At 59.4% G+C, this 16,877-nt stretch carries 17 protein-coding genes; all 17 read right to left on the bottom strand.

Features of this window, described 5'->3' with window-relative positions:
• Window positions 1-33: 33 nt before the first annotated feature.
• Complete coding sequence (locus BUQ81_RS01095) at window positions 34-648, bottom strand: BMC domain-containing protein (protein WP_074200558.1); 615 nt, start codon at window positions 646-648, stop codon at window positions 34-36.
• On the bottom strand, window positions 641-1,264 hold the full coding sequence (locus BUQ81_RS01090; protein ID WP_074200557.1) for a non-canonical purine NTP pyrophosphatase: 624 nt from the start codon (window positions 1,262-1,264) through the stop codon (window positions 641-643). The genes BUQ81_RS01095 and BUQ81_RS01090 overlap by 8 nt, the downstream gene beginning before the upstream one ends.
• Window positions 1,265-1,307: 43 nt before the next feature.
• Complete coding sequence (locus BUQ81_RS01085) at window positions 1,308-1,673, bottom strand: hypothetical protein (RefSeq protein WP_074200556.1); 366 nt, start codon at window positions 1,671-1,673, stop codon at window positions 1,308-1,310.
• A 31-nt stretch (window positions 1,674-1,704) separates the two neighbouring features.
• Window positions 1,705-1,980 carry a 4a-hydroxytetrahydrobiopterin dehydratase gene (locus BUQ81_RS01080; protein ID WP_074200555.1) on the bottom strand — a complete coding sequence of 92 codons (276 nt, stop codon included), beginning with the start codon at window positions 1,978-1,980 and terminating at the stop codon, window positions 1,705-1,707.
• Window positions 1,977-2,522 carry a ferritin-like domain-containing protein gene (locus BUQ81_RS01075; RefSeq protein WP_084188171.1) on the bottom strand — a complete coding sequence of 182 codons (546 nt, stop codon included), beginning with the start codon at window positions 2,520-2,522 and terminating at the stop codon, window positions 1,977-1,979. The genes BUQ81_RS01080 and BUQ81_RS01075 overlap by 4 nt, the downstream gene beginning before the upstream one ends.
• A 57-nt stretch (window positions 2,523-2,579) precedes the next feature.
• Entirely contained in the window at window positions 2,580-2,876 is a 297-nt protein-coding gene (locus tag BUQ81_RS01070; RefSeq protein ID WP_074200553.1) for an alpha-carboxysome major shell protein CsoS1, read from the bottom strand.
• Between the two features lie 37 nt (window positions 2,877-2,913).
• Window positions 2,914-3,213, bottom strand: a complete 300-nt coding sequence (locus tag BUQ81_RS01065) for an alpha-carboxysome major shell protein CsoS1 (RefSeq protein WP_074200552.1) — start codon at window positions 3,211-3,213, stop codon at window positions 2,914-2,916.
• A 2-nt stretch (window positions 3,214-3,215) separates the two neighbouring features.
• Window positions 3,216-3,467 carry a EutN/CcmL family microcompartment protein gene (locus BUQ81_RS01060; protein WP_234947268.1) on the bottom strand — a complete coding sequence of 84 codons (252 nt, stop codon included), beginning with the start codon at window positions 3,465-3,467 and terminating at the stop codon, window positions 3,216-3,218.
• Between the two features lie 13 nt (window positions 3,468-3,480).
• Entirely contained in the window at window positions 3,481-3,753 is a 273-nt protein-coding gene (locus tag BUQ81_RS01055; protein ID WP_074200550.1) for an alpha-carboxysome shell vertex protein CsoS4, read from the bottom strand.
• A complete protein-coding gene (locus tag BUQ81_RS01050) occupies window positions 3,750-5,363 on the bottom strand; it encodes a carboxysome shell carbonic anhydrase (protein ID WP_084188170.1) in 1,614 nt (537 codons plus the stop codon). The genes BUQ81_RS01055 and BUQ81_RS01050 overlap by 4 nt, the downstream gene beginning before the upstream one ends.
• A 22-nt stretch (window positions 5,364-5,385) precedes the next feature.
• Window positions 5,386-7,110 (bottom strand): CsoS2 family carboxysome shell protein, encoded by a 1,725-nt coding sequence (locus BUQ81_RS01045; RefSeq protein ID WP_234947266.1) that lies wholly within the window; start codon window positions 7,108-7,110, stop codon window positions 5,386-5,388.
• Between the two features lie 374 nt (window positions 7,111-7,484).
• On the bottom strand, window positions 7,485-7,820 hold the full coding sequence (locus BUQ81_RS01040) for a ribulose bisphosphate carboxylase small subunit (protein ID WP_074200548.1): 336 nt from the start codon (window positions 7,818-7,820) through the stop codon (window positions 7,485-7,487).
• A 31-nt stretch (window positions 7,821-7,851) separates the two neighbouring features.
• A complete protein-coding gene (locus BUQ81_RS01035; RefSeq protein WP_074200547.1) occupies window positions 7,852-9,267 on the bottom strand; it encodes a form I ribulose bisphosphate carboxylase large subunit in 1,416 nt (471 codons plus the stop codon).
• A gap of 125 nt (window positions 9,268-9,392) precedes the next feature.
• Complete coding sequence (locus tag BUQ81_RS01030) at window positions 9,393-11,846, bottom strand: YbcC family protein (protein ID WP_074200546.1); 2,454 nt, start codon at window positions 11,844-11,846, stop codon at window positions 9,393-9,395.
• Between the two features lie 30 nt (window positions 11,847-11,876).
• Window positions 11,877-13,427: an NADH-quinone oxidoreductase subunit L gene (locus BUQ81_RS01025; protein ID WP_074200545.1), complete on the bottom strand. Its 1,551-nt coding sequence runs from the start codon at window positions 13,425-13,427 to the stop codon at window positions 11,877-11,879.
• Window positions 13,428-13,736: 309 nt separating this feature from the next.
• Window positions 13,737-15,983 (bottom strand): nitric oxide reductase activation protein NorD, encoded by a 2,247-nt coding sequence (locus BUQ81_RS01020; protein ID WP_074200544.1) that lies wholly within the window; start codon window positions 15,981-15,983, stop codon window positions 13,737-13,739.
• Window positions 15,984-15,994: 11 nt separating this feature from the next.
• Entirely contained in the window at window positions 15,995-16,810 is an 816-nt protein-coding gene (locus BUQ81_RS01015; protein ID WP_074200543.1) for a CbbQ/NirQ/NorQ/GpvN family protein, read from the bottom strand.
• Window positions 16,811-16,877: the final 67 nt, after the last annotated feature.

Here is a 16,877-nt window from a genome sequence, read left to right as displayed (position 1 = left end):
ATTTCCTCACAGCCAGATGAAGTTAGGCGTATTTTAATGACATTTGAGCCGTTTCAAAGCGGCTGCTGCGGCTCTTGCGGCCTCATCCACATCCGCCTCTGAGCCCGACATGAGCAAACGGCCATAGGCGCCAACGGCACGGGCCTCCACCAGCGTGACATTGGCGGCCTTTTCAGCTTCGTTGGCCGCGAGAATGATATAACCCGCAGGCTGGCACTCCATGATGAACATGCTCTGACCCGGCAGGATCATGGATCCCTTGCGGTTGTCACGATTGATCAGGGTGGCATGGTCGGGGGTGACCCCGCGGATAACCTCGTGCCACATGACTGCACACTGCTCGCGGTCGTATTCATGCCGTTGCAGATGGTTGAGAATGGCGTCTCCCGCCACGAGCACATCGCTCTGCTCGCGGTGATGGATAACCATGGAGCCATAGGCCCGCTCCACGATCATCTGTCCCAGGCGCACATTGGAGGCCTTCAGGGCCACATCCGCCAGTCGATGGATCGCCATGCCCGGCGCCACCTCGATCCACAGGGACGAGTCGCCGGGCACGGGCAGAAAGCCCATGGAGGCCGTGGCCATGTAGGACGCGAGCTGCGGCTGCAGTGCGTCGATAAAGACATAAGTGCGCAGCTCAATCATGGGCACGCACTATATCTGGTTCTTCGACCAGGTTGCTCAACACGGCCCGGAACGCATGTACGCGCTGGCTGAGTTCGAATTTCTGTTGCGGGGACAATTCCGAAACGGTTTTCGCCAGGTGCGGAATCCACATGACATCATCGTAGCCGACGCCCCCGCCGGTGCGGCGTTCCTTGAGAATCTCGCCATAGAGATAGGCGATTTCGACGATGGGAGTGGCATCCGCACAATCGTGCACATAGACCACGCTGGTGACATAGCGCGCCTGGCGGTCACGATAATCGGTAATGGGCCTCATCACATCCAGCAGCTTGGCCACATTATCATCATCGCTCGGAGGATCCTTACGATCACAGGCGTAACGGGCGGAGAAAATGCCGGGTTTGCGCTGAAGCGAAAAGACCTCGAGTCCGGAGTCGTCGGCAATCGCCGGCAGTCCGGTCATGCGGCTGGCGTAGCGGGCCTTGGCCAGGGCATTTTCAAGAAAAGACGCCCCCTCTTCCGGAGGCGTTACGGAAAAGAAGTCGCTTTGCGGCCGCCAGTCGATGCCGAATGCGTCAAGCACAAGGGCGATTTCCGCAATCTTGTGCGGGTTGGATGTGGCGAGAATGATCATCAGTGCAGTTCACAACCAAACCGGGCAGGGGACGGCTTCAAGGTCAGTCGGGCCATACGCGCCTGGAAGGAGCAGGGCGGCTGGCGGGGGCGTCATCGTCCTTGCGAACGCGCGCCTTCGCGGCATCGGCTTGCTTCGGGTTTGCCTTGGCAGCCGCAGTCTTCGCTGCGCTGGTCGACTTCCGGGCAGAGGGGCTGCGCTTTGGTGCAGGCTTGCGCGCTGCAGTCGCTGTACTTTTTGCGGCCGCGTCTGCGCCACACTTGCCCTGCGCGGGGGCCACTGCAGACACTTCCTCGTCCGTGCTGGAGATGCCGCCTACCGCTGCGTTAACAGCGGGCTTGCCGGCTTCGGCCGTGCCGGTGCCTGTCGCAGTTGATTTCTTGCTTTCCGCATTCGTGTTGCTCGCCATGCCGTACCTCCAGGGACATTAACAAAACGGGTCATTTCTCAGCGATGCATTCGCGAGAAACGGTATCGTAGGCCTCATCCAGCTGGTCAGCCATGCTGTAATCCAGGTCATCCAGTCCGTCAGCGTTGTTCGGATAGATAATGATCGACACATGGGACCGGTCGAAACTGATATTGGGATGGCGCCCCAGCGCCTCGGTGATATCCGCCAGGCAATCGAGAAATTCCCGCAGGCATTCAAAGTTTTCAAACAGATAGCGGGTTTCGAGGCTCCTACCGTTCGAGCGTTCCTTCCAGCGCTTGTTCATCGGAATGTTCCCAGCTGAGCCCACTGTTGATTCAACAGTTGCATATATTGATTGATCCACTCCTGCACGCGCAGCAACTGTGCCCGCTCCTCTTCCAGCAGTTGGGAAAAGAGCTTCACATCCTGCTCGACGCCGGTGTTCTGACTGAACTGCAGGGCTTCGGCATATAGCTGAATCAGCTCCAGCTCGCGAACCTCGCAGATGCGCAGTGAACTGATGACATCCGTGGCCGGATCGGCGGGTTTCAGAACGCTGCCTGCCGGCAATGCGCCGTAGGCCACCATCCGACGGGTAATCAGATTGGCATGCTGAAACTCTTCGTTTGCCAGATCGACGAACGCCTTTGCGTAATCGAGTTCTCCACGGGCTTCGGCCAGCGCGGACTGCGCCAGATACTGCTGCCCTGCCGAAAACTCCAGACTCAATGCACGCCCAAGATAACCCAATGTCTGCGTCGGTGCGACGGCTTGCTGTTGTGGAGCCCGCGCGCCGCGCAGCGCCGACATTACGCTACCGAATCGATGTGTTGATGCGTTGTTCATATTGACCTCTATTGTTGAGGGTTAGGCACTAACCCTCAACATGAACAGTTGGCAAAATCAGGCTTCTTCTTTACCACCATTCAGATAGGGCTCAACTTCACGGTGCGGACGCGCAATGATGTGCGCAGCCACCAGACCGTCACCCACACGCTCGCAGGCATCCGCGCCGGCACGAACCGCCGCGTTCACCGCGCCCGTTTCACCGCGAACCATTACGGTTACATAACCGCCGCCTACAAACTCGCGGCTCACCAGACGCACTTCCGCCGCCTTGGTCATCGCATCCGCCGCTTCGATCGCAGGGACCAGACCGCGTGTTTCAATCATGCCCAGGGCAATACCATATTCAGCCATGTTGTTCTCCTTTGCTACCATCTAATTGAATGAAAAATTACTTTTCAGCGCCGCCGTTGGCCAAGAATGGCTCAACTTCACGGTGCGGACGCGCAATGATGTGCGCAGCCACCAGACCGTCACCCACACGCTCGCAGGCATCCGCGCCGGCACGAACCGCCGCGTTCACCGCGCCCGTTTCACCGCGAACCATTACGGTTACATAACCGCCGCCTACAAACTCGCGGCTCACCAGACGCACTTCCGCCGCCTTGGTCATCGCATCCGCCGCTTCGATCGCAGGGACCAGACCGCGTGTTTCGATCATGCCCAAGGCAATACCATATTCATTTGCCATGCTTACTCTCCTTTATCGTTTTTAATAAGGTTCAACCAGGCTTCGTCCCAGTTATCAATAATTCCACCAATGGTCAGATCCGTCAGTAGCCGCTTGTCACCGGCCGCGTCGCGGGCCGCACTGTTGGCAATGGTGAACACCCAGTCTCCTTCTCGGGTGTCGATGGGGTCCATGGCCACAAGTGTGGCGCCGGTACTGACGCTTTGCAGGACCTTCAAAGGCAGATGACCCAAGCCGTCCAGCCGGCTCGTCATCACCAGCGACTGCCTAACTTGATGAATTTCCATCTTTCTGCTCAGGCCAGTTGTCGATGATGCCCACAATCGTCAAATCGCTCGGATAGCCCTTGATGCCGGTTGCATCACGGGCGGCGGAGCTGCCCACACACAGGACCCAGTCACCGGGTTTACAGCCGATGGGGTCGACCGCGACCATGGGCGAACCACCGGGCTTGTCCTGCACAATTTGCAAAGGCTTGTAATCCATTTCAGGAATCCGCGAGGTTGATACAAGCGCCTTGACAACCTGATAAATCTTCATTCCTTGGCACTCCGGAAATAACAAGCCAAATGTTCCTGTTCCGCGCCCACCACTTCCGGCGGGTGGCACTGCGTATGATCGCGCAGTGTCTTCAACGTAAACAGCATCAGCCCATCCACAAGCGGCTTATAGCGGGCAATCAGCGCATTCTCTAGCCGGTTGGCCCGGGCAATCGCCCGATCCCTTGATTCCGGCACACGGCCATCGTAGGTGCACCGGATGATCACAGGAATGGGCAGCCCCTGCTTTACATTGAGCTTTTTGAAAATCTTGATGCCCACATCTATGTCGTCCGCGCCTTCCTCTATCGTATGCATGTAGCTGTAATAACAGAGATTGCGCAGCTGCACATCCTCGAGGACATCGCCAATGCCGATAAAGCGTTCGGCATGGTCGAGATCCGTGTACTGTCCGCCTTCATAATCCTGCACATAGGCGATCTGAGAAAAGTTATTGCGAATCAGCATCGCCAGCAGTGCGCGCACTTCAGGGGCCGGCGGTACGGCACGATCCCGGATGCAGGCACTGTCAATTTCAATCTCGATCCGCTCCGCAGCGGCCTCGGCACTCATGCCCTGTGTGGCGGCGTAGAGCGCACCCGTGTCCACATAGCGGTCCAGATCCAGCTGGCCAGTTTCGTCCGGCACATGCACCCGCAGCGTGTCGTCATCGGTGTTCAGCCCCAGCAGCAGGGTGCGGACCGCCGCGCCGCAGCCGAAACGGTTTTCGATAGCGGTGCGGTAGTCCTGCAGCTTTTGCAGTGCCGCCTGCGCCGCCTTGTGCTCATCGCTGCCGTGGGCCGCACACCCGAGGTGACCAGGGTCCGTCTTAGAGTAGTGGTACACCGCAATGGTGAGATAGCGGCTGTCCGCATTCACAGGGTTCGGCTGGTTGAATGCGAAGCGGGTGTATTCGGTGAACACCCAGTTGCGCACACTCTCACTCACATCGAACATTGCGCCCGCATGTGCCTTGCGACGCACAACCGACCATGGCAGGCGCAGCACATAGCTGACCACATGGGCCAGGCGTCCATCTGCACAGGGCGCCATGTCGATCCCGTGAATGCCGAGATCAAGCAGGCGCTGCCGGAAGGCCCTCGCCTCGCTGCGACCATGCAGCGGGTCATTGATGTAGAAATCGTTAGCAGTGCGAATGTATTCGGCAAAAGTGCTTTCCACATAGAGCAGCTGCGCCCGCAGGGACTGGGGTGCGCACTTCAGCCCGTCCCACGCCCGATCGCTCAGATTCACCTGGGCGATGCGGAAATAGGCATCGTTGAGGGCATCGGTGCGCATCCGCTCGATGTCATGCTGCTCCACGAACTGTCTCGCCGCATCGCGCAGCAGGTCGAAGCGCGCCTTGACCGAACATTCATACTGGTGCAGTTTTGCATTCTGGGCCGCATCCGCCAAGGGATGCGTCACGCCAGGACGAATCGAAGGCTTTTGAGCGCCAGCATTCACGCCTCGGCCCGATACGTCCCGCCGCAACGGCGTTGCTGCAGGCGTCTCGGCTACGGTTGCGAAGGCTGCAGAGTCATTGCGGGCAGACTGCCAGATCAGGGGTCTTCTGCTTCGCTTGCCGACTCTGCGGGAAATAACGCTCATTGCAAACCTCCAGTCCCTTTACTCAGGCCCGTGCGCCGCCGGAAAGGGTCACCTTGGGCCCTTCCTCGCTGTTGCCGGCCGCACCGGTAATCGGGCTGGGCGGCACCTCGGCTTCCTGTCTGTAATTAATGGCGGAAGCCGGTGCACTCATCTGCCCACCGCGGATCGACGGGTTGCGGCTGGCGGCCCAGGCGCCAGTCGTACCGGTCACCCTGTCGTTGCCATCCCACCCGTCACCGGTAATCCTGCGGCTTCGAGGGGCTGTGGCTGTCTCGACATTGGCGGCGCTGCGTTCCATAGCGGGAGCTGGTGCCGCAGCAGGTGCTGCAGCCGCCTGGTTCATCAAGATCGGGAAATCCGACTGACCCGGCTGCGCTGCTGTCGGTACCGCACAGGCTGCGGAGAACTCGTCAATGCCTTCATAGGGCGTACCGGTCACATTCTTGCAGGCACCCTTTTCGGAACCCGTCAGACCGGTGATGCCCGGCGCATACCCGGTAATGGGCTTGGCGACACCTTCCTCAAGGCGGCGCTTGGTCTCTTCCGCGACCGGTTCACCACAGGCCTTGTACTGCTCGGCCGCCATGTACTGATCACCCGTGACTACCTTGCATGCGCCCGCTTCGGCACCCGTAATACCGAAGGCTTCTCCGGCACGGTCGCCCGTGACGCGCCTTTCGCGCAAGGTGTGCGTTTCCTCGACAGGTGCCTTCCCGGGCTCAGGCTTCGTGCCGCAGAAGGCCTGCACCTCTTCGGCACCCATGTAACCGGTTCCGGTTACGCGCTTGCATAGGCCGGGTTCAATGCCCGTGACCGGCTGCACGCGACTCACATCGGCACCGGTTACAGGCACATCCGCAGCCGTTTTCGACTCAACCACTTTCTGTACCGATTTTTTCACGCTGGGGGCCTGCGGTGTGCGGGAAGAACGCGCGATGGTCTGAGAGCTCGTGCCGCTGCGCATGCCGTCCGTGGTGATTTTCGCAGCCTGAGGCGCGGTGGCGCAGCTCTGCTCCAGCGTATCCAGAGGAAGATACTCCGTACCGGTAATGCTCCTGCATACGCCAACCTCTGCACCGGTCACGCGCTGCACATCAATCGGCGCCGTGCCACTGATGGTCATGCCCTTGAAGGTGCGTGAGGTGGTGACCTTTTCAGGGCCGGGCACAGGCTGTGTATTACAGACCTGAGCCACCTGCTCGCTGCCGAGGTACTCCGTTCCGGTCACAACACGGCAAGCCCCGGCCTCCACACCAGTAACATCGGGATCGAGGCCAGGCATCCGGCCCGTGACGGTCTGTCCAGATGCCGTGCGTGACACCTCAACCTTCTGAGGGCCTTTCTGCTGCAGGCGCAGGGCGTGATGGCTCTGCGGCCGCACGGGCTCGCAAGTCTTGCCCTTTTCACAGCGTGCCTGGCGCACTTTCTTGGCCACCTCACGCGTGGAGGCTTCGGGCTCGGCCATGCGAACACGGGCGCCTGCGCTGACGCCAGCCAGAGACTGCTTACCTGCCAGCCCCTTCTGCAGGGCCTTGCGGTAGGCGATGGACTGCTGTCGGCCCGGCGGAATGACCTTGGGAGCAACCTTGACCCCTTTCTTCTTGTCTGCACTGCGGCTCACGGGGTTGTCTGCACACTTGGGCTTCAGAGTTTCCTGTGCCTCAGGTTTGCTACGGGCACGCATGCGGGGATGCTCTGCCGGCCTGGCGGCGCTCGCACCGCGCTTCAACTGTTCCATTCTTTTCATTCTTGCGACCTCTCGCCCTCTGTTGGCGCTGGTTGGCGAACCAGCTGGGGCAGCAACAACATGTGCCCGATTGCGTCTCACAGCCGGTCTGTTCGTGGTTGGTGCTGCCGCAACAGGCTCCTGTCTGACCGTCTCGACCGTCTGCTGCGCCACTGTCGCGCCGCCACCCTGGCTCGTGGGTGCCGCCTGCTTCTGCGCAACCTGCCGGGCACGGGGGGACTGAATTGACGAACGATTCTCTCTGCTCCGCGCCATGCGATATTCCATCGCGGCCCGAGGACCAGAGGCGGGTTTGCCATTCATTGCCATGTGTATTCTCCGTTAGATGGGAGCCGCCGTAGCGGCTCTCGTTCATTCAACTGTCGTGACAGTTATCAGCGGCCACGCGGACGATAAACCACGAAGCAGTGGCCCAGCGTCTGCATGTAATTGTCATATCCAATCACACGGATGACATCATTGGGGTAGGCCGCACGGCACGCCTCGATTTCACGCAGCACTTCATCCGGATCACGGGTGCCGAACAGGGGCATCTTCCACATGTTCCAGTAGTGCGTCATGGTGTTCTCGGGCTTCTCGTGCTCGATGGCGGGCGCCCAACCCTGGTTGATGATGTAGACAATCTGGTCATACACCTCATCCATGCTCAGCTCAGGCAGGAATGAGAATGTCTCATAGGTATATTCGGTACGGTAATCTTGCAATTCCATGCTAGCTTCTCCTAACGGTTTTCAGTGGCTATTACTGGGTATCCAGTTTGTCAACGGTATCGAACTCGAACTTGATTTCCTTCCAGGTTTCGAGAGCAACCGCCAGCTCCTTGCTGTGGCGCGCCGCTTCGCGCAGGATATCCCCACCTTCGCGCTCCAGATCGCGACCTTCGTTGCGGGCCTTGACACAGGCCTCGAGTGCAACGCGGTTCGCCGCCGCACCCGCAGCGGATCCCCATGGGTGACCGTGTGTACCGCCACCGAACTGCAGCACGGAATCGTCACCGAAGATGCTGACCAGTGCCGGCATGTGCCAGACATGGATACCGCCGGACGCAACCGGCATCACGCCAGGCATGGACGCCCAGTCCTGATCGAAGAACACGCCGCGTGAGCGATCTTCCGGAACATAGGCTTCGCGAATCTGATCAACGAAACCAAGTGTCGCAGCGCGGTCACCTTCCAACTTGCCGACAACGGTACCGGTATGCAGGTGGTCACCACCGGAGAGGCGCAGACACTTGGCCAGCACTCGGAAGTGGATACCGTGCAGCGGGTTGCGGTCGATTACGGCGTGCATGGCACGGTGAATGTGCAGCAGCATGCCATTGTCGCGACACCATTCCGCCAGGGTGGTGTTTGCGGTGAAACCGGCGGTCAGGAAGTCGTGCATGATGATCGGCTGACCCAGCTCCTTGGCGAACTCGGCGCGCTTGATCATTTCGTCCACGGTGCCGGCGGTCACATTCAGGTAGTGACCCTTCTGCTCGCCGGTTTCACGGGTTGCCTTGTCAACCGCCTCAGCCACGAACTCGAAGCGGTGCTGCCAGCGCTGGAATACCTGAGAGTTGATATTTTCATCATCCTTGGTCAGATCAAGGCCGCCGCGCAGACACTCATACACAACACGGCCGTAGTTCTTGGCAGACAGGCCCAGCTTGGGCTTAATAGTACAGCCCAGCATCGGACGGCCATACTTGTTCAGCTTGTCGCGCTCAACCTGGATACCATTCGGCGGACCGCCACAGGTTTTGACATAAGCCACCGGGAAGCGAATGTCTTCCAGACGCAGAGAGCGGATCGCCTTAAAGCCGAACACATTACCAACCAGAGAGGTCAGCACGTTAACGACGGAACCCTCTTCGAACAGATCCAGCGGATAGGCGATGAATGCATAGAATGCGTTCTTATCACCGGGAACATCTTCGATACGATAGGCACGCCCCTTGTAGAACTCGAGATCGGTCAACAGGTCGGTCCACACCGTGGTCCAGGTACCGGTTGAAGACTCGGCAGCAACCGCTGCAGCCGCCTCTTCACGGGATACACCCTCCTGAGGCACCACCTTGAAACACGCCAGAAGATCCGTGTCGAGCGGAGTGTAGTCGGGCGTCCAGTATGTCAGGGCGTAATCCTTTACGCCAGCTTCAAATGCTTTGCTTGCCATTTATGCTCTCCTTGGTTTGTGGAGTTAAAGATTCGTAGTCAATATTAGAGACTTGACCATCCAATTACAAATCGGAATGTCGCATACTTAATATAGCCAAACATCTATATCACAAAAATGTAACATCATGCATTGACTATCTGTTGAACATCCGATGCCGTCTCAAGCGGCTGCCAGGGCAGCCACTTGCCCTGATAGTACCGCTCCACTTCTCCGGTTCGTGCCCAGCGGAAGCAGTAGATCCACTCATTGTCAATGAGATGGCGCACATCCGCATGCTCGGCCACCACCGCGGCGATCGCCTCCTGCGGCGCATCAATGAAAACACTCAGCCGCAGGGGCTCGTGGATCCAGCGCTGACCGTCATGCAGCGACTGCATGGACAGGCCGATGCGCAGGTCACCGCCGTTTCCTTCAAACACGCCTACATCCCCATCGACCACATTATGCAGCACCTTGTTGCCACTGCCGTAAAAATCGTTGTCGCAGGTGGAGGCGTAATACTGAAGGTTGATCCAGCTAGCCACCACCATGGGCGCCGTCATGATATTGGTGATCACGGCGCGCTCGAGGTCCTGCTCATGGTCATAATCGTGCAGGAAAGCACGACCCTGCAGATCCAGCCCCCGCGTGCGCCAGCGGGGCGCCGCGATAAAGGCGGCATTGCCAGCCAGACCCCACTCGGGCCGCACCTGCGACCAGTCTCGAGAGCGGTGCACGAACGTGTCGCGCAACGACTGGGACGACTGAATCTGCTCATAACCAAGCGTCAGCGCCCGCGCCCTGCGGGTCAGATCGGATGCGCCCTCGAACCAGCCGCGCACCTGATCGGGAACATCCCCGTAAAAGGTGAACTCATCCGTGGTCGTATTGTGGAGTGCGCCGATAAAGCGGGTATCCGGCGGAATCGGCATCCCCGCCGCAGCGAGTCCCTCGCGCACATCGGACTGATTGAGCAGCCACGCGACCAGGCGTGCGTTGATCTCGCCGGTCTGACCGCCGCAGGCGCCGCAGTCCAGCGAGGAGGCATGAGGATTGTTGCAGCTGCTGCTGCCGTGCCCCACGATCATGACCGTCGGCGCGAACACGCCATCGTTCAGCCCCATGACTTCCAGCGCCCCCTTGGCCAGACTCACCTTTTCATCCAGCGCGAGGGGGCGCCCATCCACATGCAACAGCTCGAACGCATCCTCGACCGGTAGCTGATCAATGGGATTGGCGCACTTCTCCGGGAAGAAACTGTTGCGGATCATCTTGTACAGATACTGCACACCGACCGCCTCAACCATGGTAAACATGGCTGGTGGCGCGATAGTCCATTCGATCCAGCGCGCCTTTCTGGCCTTTTTGAGCAATACGCCATCCAGCCGCTCTTCGGGCACCTGCGGACGCACCACCATCTGTTCGCGCAGGAGAACGGGCAGCTGCGGACGCAGCCGATTCAGCTTGCTGGGCTGGTAGGCCACCGGCATGCCGAAAAACCCGCCCATGCCCAGCGTTTGTATGCGGGGGTCCTGCTGCTCCAGATTGCGACGAATCACCTCTGAGCGCACATCGATGCAGAAGGCCGCCTGCAGCAGGGGCCGCTCGGAAGACTTTTGCGTGCTGCCTGCCTGCAGGATGGCGATGGCTCGATCCTGATAGGCCAGCTCCGCGGCCCGCAGCCAGATCCACAGCTTGGCCTGACTGCGCTGGTGAGCCCGGTACAGCGCTTCGATACTGTTGAGCTGGCGGAACCAGTGCACCTTGATGTCCGCAAACAGATCGGCATTGGTCTCCTGCACATGGCGCCACAGCACCAGCTCCCATGCCATGCGAATGGCAAGGAACTGACGCATCAGCCCGTTGTCATGCTCGTGCAACCGATCCTGCCAGCGCAGATAGGCGACCCAGGAGGCCCAGCCGTTCATGTCCAGCAGAAGCGCATGGGCATAGGTTTCGAGCGCTCGGGAATCCTCTACGCCAAAGGCGGCAATCGCCTCGGCAATGAGCGCATCGGCACTTTGCGGAAGACGATCGAACTGCGCTGTCAGGCCATCCTCGGCCATGAGAATCTCCAATCCCATGTCCTGACGGGTCGTCGCCAGCCACTCGGCATACAGCCCGCTGTAGGCTTCGTCATAACTGCCCGACACCTCCTTGACGCGGAAAAAGTCGGCGCAGAACTGGCTGATCTGATGGTGGATTTCCATGCGCCAGGCCATACGGCGCTCAAGATCCCGACCGCTGTCCACCAGGTCGCTGATATTGTGCCAATGGGCGCGCTCGTTATCCTCGGTGAGAAAGCGCACCAGCTCTTCCACCCGGTCCTCGCGCCCCTTTTCCTCGCACGCCCGCGAAAGGTGCTCCGCCCGAATGACATCCTGCCACAACCGCTTGAAATAGAATCTGTCTGGCAGACAACTCGCCCTGCGAAGCGCCGAAATGCGGGCGGAAACTTCCGTAAACGGCAGGTCACGCATTTCCCACCACGGGTTGACCGCCACCAACTCGTCCAGCGGCCAGGTGGGCGCGATCAGCGCGCACGCCTTGTCCACTGCCTCGAGACCGGTTTCCTTCAATAGATCATTGCGCGTCATAATTCCCTCTCCCTATAGTCACTGAAACACTTACTCGTTGGCAAACTCTTCCTTGCCGAGACGAAGCCCCCTGGGATTGTGTTCGGTCGGCAGCGTTACCGGGTAGATACGCAGGCTCAGCCGCGTAGACCACTCATCCAGATAGAAGCCTGCATACAGCGCGCGGCGAATCCGGCTGATCTGCGTGGAATTGCTGCCGTAGAGGATCACCCAGTAGCCCGCCAGATAAAGCACCACGAGCAGGCTTACGAACATGTCCGTGCCAGCGCCCAAGGTGAGCGCCCCATCTGGCGACACCAGATCGAAAATGTGCTTCTGCACCACATAGGCCAGGATAATGACCACACCAACGCCGAGACGCTGCAACAATGGCACATCCACAGGGCGACCATGGCGTTCAGCCACGAATATGGCCAGAGACGACGCCGCCAGCAGCCAGGGCGCAAGTACCCCCTCTGGATCGACGACCTCCTTGATCACCAGCACGACGATCAGCGAGAACGCCAGCGCAACCAGCCAGTCACGCCAGGTGGGTAGCACGCTCGGGACGATCCAGCGGGTCAGGCTTTGCGTGACCTCCGAGCCGGAATTGAAGAAGGAATACGCCTTGTAAAGCGAGTGCGCCACCAGGTGAAGCATGGCCAGCTCAAACAGACCCAGACCGCACTCCACCAGCAGCAGGCCCATCTGCGCTAGCGTGGACCAGGCAAGACGCACCTTGACCGATGCACGGGTCATCATGATCAGGCCCGCCAGCACGGCAGTCAGACCGCCCACAACCACCAGCACCCACTGGGCGGCCTCCACCGCCATGAGCAGCGGGGCGAACACGATCATCAGATAACCGCCCAGGTTCACAATGCCGGCATGCAGCAGCGTAGAAACGGGCGTGGGTGCCTCCACCACCTGAATGAGCCAGCCGTGAAACGGCATCTGCGCACACTTGATCAGTCCGGCCAGCGCGATCAGCACCACCGCCCACGCTACCGCTGCCGGGGTCTCGCCCGTCATCTGCCAGTATGCGAGCACATCGCTGATGAGCCAGGTGTCATAGGTGGCGTGAAGCAGCACAAAGCCCACAAAAAGCAACACTTCGGCAAACCGGGAAAAGAGAAACTTCTTATGCGCCGCCAGCACCGCCCGCGGACGATTGGGGTAGAACAGCAGCAGCCGATTCAGCGACACACTGATGCCGATCCAGCCCACCATCAGCAGCAGCATGTGATTCGAAATGACCACGAGCACCACCGATGCCAGCACCACCAGCACCCAGCGCACATAACGCAGCTCCTCGAAGCGCGTGGACGCCATATACGAACGGGAAAAATACAGATTGATCAGGCCGATGAACATGACCAGCACCAGCATGACAAAGCTGGCCGTGGCCGGAAACAGCCAGCCCGTTCCGGCCGGGAGAACCCCCAGCACATGTTCCACGAGCAGCAGCACGGAAAAGACCAGTCCAGCAGCGGCAACGCCAATGGCCACATCCCAGCGCACTTTCTGGTCGTTTACTATCGAAGCGGCTATCAGGCTTGCCGGAATCAGCCACTCGATCAGGGTGTTCAATTGCGCCAACATGGTTCACCTCTCCTAACTATGCTGATGTCGGCGTCAATGATATACCCCGCATCTATAGACGAGAATATTTTTTTGTTATGAAAAAAATAGATTATCGTCTATAGAGTGAGGTGAATCCCAAGATTAGTGTCTATACCCCTCCTGCAGATCCGCTGCAAAAGCGCGACGGGTGCAGTGGCGGTTCGGCACAGGGCGTGACAACCCGTGCCCTCACGCTCATTCCACTGCAGGCAAGCCGACCGCATTGCGCAGCAATTGCCCGCCCGTTCACATGGCATTGGAAGAGCGCACCCCAGTGGGTGCACGACATTACCTGGTCAGATTCAGAAACACCTGTGGCAACCGCTCCGGCAGACGCTCTACATGATCGATGATGGTGTAATGCCCGCCAAAGATGCGCTTAACGTAGTCGTCCCCATTGGGATCTATATTGACGCAATGACTAAAGATGCCCTGCTGATGGGCTTCCGCCACCGCCATGTGCGCATCTTCGATCAGGTATTCCGGGTCCTTCACATCGATGTCCGCCGGCTCCCCGTCGGTGAGCACCAAGAGCAGCTTTTTCTCCGCCGGCTGATGACTCAGGTAGTGTGTGGCGTGACGAATCGCCGCGCCCATGCGGGTGGAAAAGGCCGCTTCCAGGGCCGAAAGGCGGCCCTTGACCGTATCGTCCCAATGCTCGGTGAAACCCTTGATGTGGTGGTAAAGCACGCGATGACGGGTGTCAGAATGGAAGCCAGCGATGGCGAAGCGATCCCCCAGCAGTTCCACCGTGTAGCTCATAATCGCCAGCGCCTCTTCCGCCAGCTCCAGCAGCGTGCGGCCGGTGCCCGGCAGGGTGTTATTCAGCGACTGGGACAGATCCACCAGCAGCAGCACCGCCATGGAACGATTGTCGGTCACGGTGTCATAAAGAATGCGCGGATCGGGATTGAGCCCCGCCTTGATGTCGATCATGGCGCGGATGGCGATATCCAGATCCAGTTCGGCCCCTTCTTCCTGGTAGCGAATGCGGCGCTTATCCTGCGGCTTGATGGCCTCCACCATCTTCTTAAGCTGCTTGATCAGCAGTTCGTGGCGCGCCAGCATGTTGTCAATCTTGGCCGGACTTTCCTGGGGGTGCAGACGCTCGTAGAGGGTGACCCATTCCGGACGATAGTCGTTCATGGAATAGTCCCACTCGTCGTAATAGCGCGGCGGCAGCCCCTGCGGCGTTTCATCCTCGTTATCCGGGGCGTGATCGAAGATATCTTCCTCACCACTGTCGTCGATGTAGATCCACAGGTAGCGGTTGTCATCCCGATAGAGGACTTCGGTGTCCTCATAGAACATGTCACCGCCCTTGTCATCGGTCTGCGCCCGCGTCTTCACATAATAGGCCGTGCCCAGTTCCTTCATGTCTGCCAGCGTCAGCGCCTCGCCCTTCTCGACCATCAGCGCATTGAAGCGGTCACGAAAGACCTCAATGATCTCGTCTTCCGGGTCGAAATCGGGATCCATCAGCGCTCGGGAGAGACGGGCGGCACGATAACGCAGACAGGATTGCTCCGCCTCGTTGCAGGCGCCCAGCGGCGGCACCGGATGCAGCGCCAGAAAATAGCGCTCCAGACCGGGAAAACGCTGCATGGCCAGCCGGTCCACGCGACAGTCTTCGAATACCTCAGTAAAGAAGCGCGCCGGCGGCGACATGTTGTCGCCGATCATGGGCTGGCTCCATTTGAAGTGGGCCATCAGGTGGGCGATCTGTGCCCGATAGATCTGCAGCCCGCTCAATCCGCGCGCAGGGGCCACAAAATCGGGCATGCCAATGACCTCATTATCCCGGTCAAAAAAGGGTGCCTGATAACTGGGCAGCTCCGGATCCACGGTAAAGGTGCGCAACGGCAGTTCGCAGTCCCACAGGCCGGCAGCCAGCACGCCCAGTTGCCGCTCCACGTCCACAAACAGCGTGCCCTCGCGCTGACGGCGCAGCATGGCCAGGCTGTCCGGCGTCTTCAGCTCAAAGTATTCCTGCTGGTGATCCGGGTTGTGGTTGTAGGCGCGCACCCCATAGTCCATAAACGCGCGCACCCCTTCCAGACTCAACTGCCTGAGCAGCAGCGGCATGTTTTCCAGCAACGGCACCAGCCCCTTGCTGGGGTAGAGGGACTGATGGCCATGCACCACGATTTCGGTGCGCTTGATGAAATCGGCCAACATCTCCAGATAACGTTCGAGCCCATCGGGGCTTTCCACCCGGTGCGCCAGCGCCAGCAGCGACTGCAGAAACGGCACCACCGCCTTTTTATTGGGACTGCGGCCCATTTCGTAGGCAAAGCGCGCCACCCGCTCGATGGTCTCGGCGCCATAGCGTTTCACCACCTCCGGCATCACATCCATGAAGGTCAGCACCGGCTCGGCGCCCAGACCGATCTTGCAGAGGAAATTGGCCCGATCGATAAAGGCTTCGATGCAGACTGTATCCGGACAGACCCCCTGCATGGCATTCAGGGCATCCGCAAACAGATCCTTCGCCGACTGAAAACCGCAGGTAAATTGCGCGTGATAATCGGTCATGATTCGCTCGCTCAGGCTGCTTCACCCAATACCAGTTCAATCGTATGCAGCAGGCTTTCGCGCACCTCAGCGTCGTCGGTAATGGGTGTCACCATTGCCATTTCCGCCGCTTCAGCCGCGGGCATGCCCTGCTTGATCAGAATACCGGCATAGACCACCAGACGGGTGGAAATGCCTTCGTCCAGACCGTGACCCTTGAGCTTGCGCGCCGCATTGGCCACCTCCACCAGCTTGGCGGCAGTGTGTTCGTCAATGCCGGTTTCCTTTGCCACCACCTGGGTTTCCAGCTCCGGCGTGGGGTAGTCAAACTCCATGGCGGTAAAGCGCTGCTTGGTGGACTGTTTCAGGTCTTTCATCACGCTCTGGTAGCCCGGGTTGTATGAGATCACCAGCTGAAAGTCCGGGTGCGCCTTGACCACTTCACCCTTCTTGTCCAGCGGCAGCTCGCGGCGATGGTCGGTCAGGGCATGGATCACCACCATGGTGTCCTGACGGGCTTCCACAATCTCGTCCAGATAGCAAATGGCACCGTAACGCGCCGCCAGCGTCAGCGGACCGTCCACCCAGCGGGTGCCACTGGCGTCCAAAAGAAAACGGCCCACCAGGTCGGCGGCGGTAATGTCTTCGTTACAGGAGACGGTGATCAGCGGCTTGCCCAGCTTCCACGCCATGTGTTCCACAAAACGTGATTTACCGCAGCCGGTGGGGCCTTTCACCATTACCGGCAGGCGAGCGGCATAGGCCGCCTGGTAGCGCTCGACTTCATTACCCTGCGCCTGATAGAACGGCTCGGATTCGATCTTGTACTGATTGATATCAAATGACATGGTGTGTCTCCTGCATATGCGAATGAATCGAAAAGATTTCCAAAATAGGGTTCTGGAAATATTTCCG

Origin of the sequence: Sulfurivirga caldicuralii (genome assembly GCF_900141795.1) — a bacterium.
GTDB classification, from domain to species: Bacteria; Pseudomonadota; Gammaproteobacteria; order Thiomicrospirales; family Thiomicrospiraceae; genus Sulfurivirga; species Sulfurivirga caldicuralii.
This window is presented reverse-complemented; position numbering and strand designations above follow the sequence as displayed.

Coding starts and splice junctions, on each gene's coding strand:
- BUQ81_RS01095 (WP_074200558.1), bottom strand. CDS start 648: ATGATTGAGCTGCGCACTTATGTCTTTATCGACGCACTGCAGCCGCAG.
- BUQ81_RS01090 (WP_074200557.1), bottom strand. CDS start 1,264: ATGATCATTCTCGCCACATCCAACCCGCACAAGATTGCGGAAATCGCC.
- BUQ81_RS01085 (WP_074200556.1), bottom strand. CDS start 1,673: ATGGCGAGCAACACGAATGCGGAAAGCAAGAAATCAACTGCGACAGGC.
- BUQ81_RS01080 (WP_074200555.1), bottom strand. CDS start 1,980: ATGAACAAGCGCTGGAAGGAACGCTCGAACGGTAGGAGCCTCGAAACC.
- BUQ81_RS01075 (WP_084188171.1), bottom strand. CDS start 2,522: ATGAACAACGCATCAACACATCGATTCGGTAGCGTAATGTCGGCGCTG.
- BUQ81_RS01070 (WP_074200553.1), bottom strand. CDS start 2,876: ATGGCTGAATATGGTATTGCCCTGGGCATGATTGAAACACGCGGTCTG.
- BUQ81_RS01065 (WP_074200552.1), bottom strand. CDS start 3,213: ATGGCAAATGAATATGGTATTGCCTTGGGCATGATCGAAACACGCGGT.
- BUQ81_RS01060 (WP_234947268.1), bottom strand. CDS start 3,467: ATGACGAGCCGGCTGGACGGCTTGGGTCATCTGCCTTTGAAGGTCCTG.
- BUQ81_RS01055 (WP_074200550.1), bottom strand. CDS start 3,753: ATGAAGATTTATCAGGTTGTCAAGGCGCTTGTATCAACCTCGCGGATT.
- BUQ81_RS01050 (WP_084188170.1), bottom strand. CDS start 5,363: ATGAGCGTTATTTCCCGCAGAGTCGGCAAGCGAAGCAGAAGACCCCTG.
- BUQ81_RS01045 (WP_234947266.1), bottom strand. CDS start 7,110: ATGAAAAGAATGGAACAGTTGAAGCGCGGTGCGAGCGCCGCCAGGCCG.
- BUQ81_RS01040 (WP_074200548.1), bottom strand. CDS start 7,820: ATGGAATTGCAAGATTACCGTACCGAATATACCTATGAGACATTCTCA.
- BUQ81_RS01035 (WP_074200547.1), bottom strand. CDS start 9,267: ATGGCAAGCAAAGCATTTGAAGCTGGCGTAAAGGATTACGCCCTGACA.
- BUQ81_RS01030 (WP_074200546.1), bottom strand. CDS start 11,846: ATGACGCGCAATGATCTATTGAAGGAAACCGGTCTCGAGGCAGTGGAC.
- BUQ81_RS01025 (WP_074200545.1), bottom strand. CDS start 13,427: ATGTTGGCGCAATTGAACACCCTGATCGAGTGGCTGATTCCGGCAAGC.
- BUQ81_RS01020 (WP_074200544.1), bottom strand. CDS start 15,983: ATGACCGATTATCACGCGCAATTTACCTGCGGTTTTCAGTCGGCGAAG.
- BUQ81_RS01015 (WP_074200543.1), bottom strand. CDS start 16,810: ATGTCATTTGATATCAATCAGTACAAGATCGAATCCGAGCCGTTCTAT.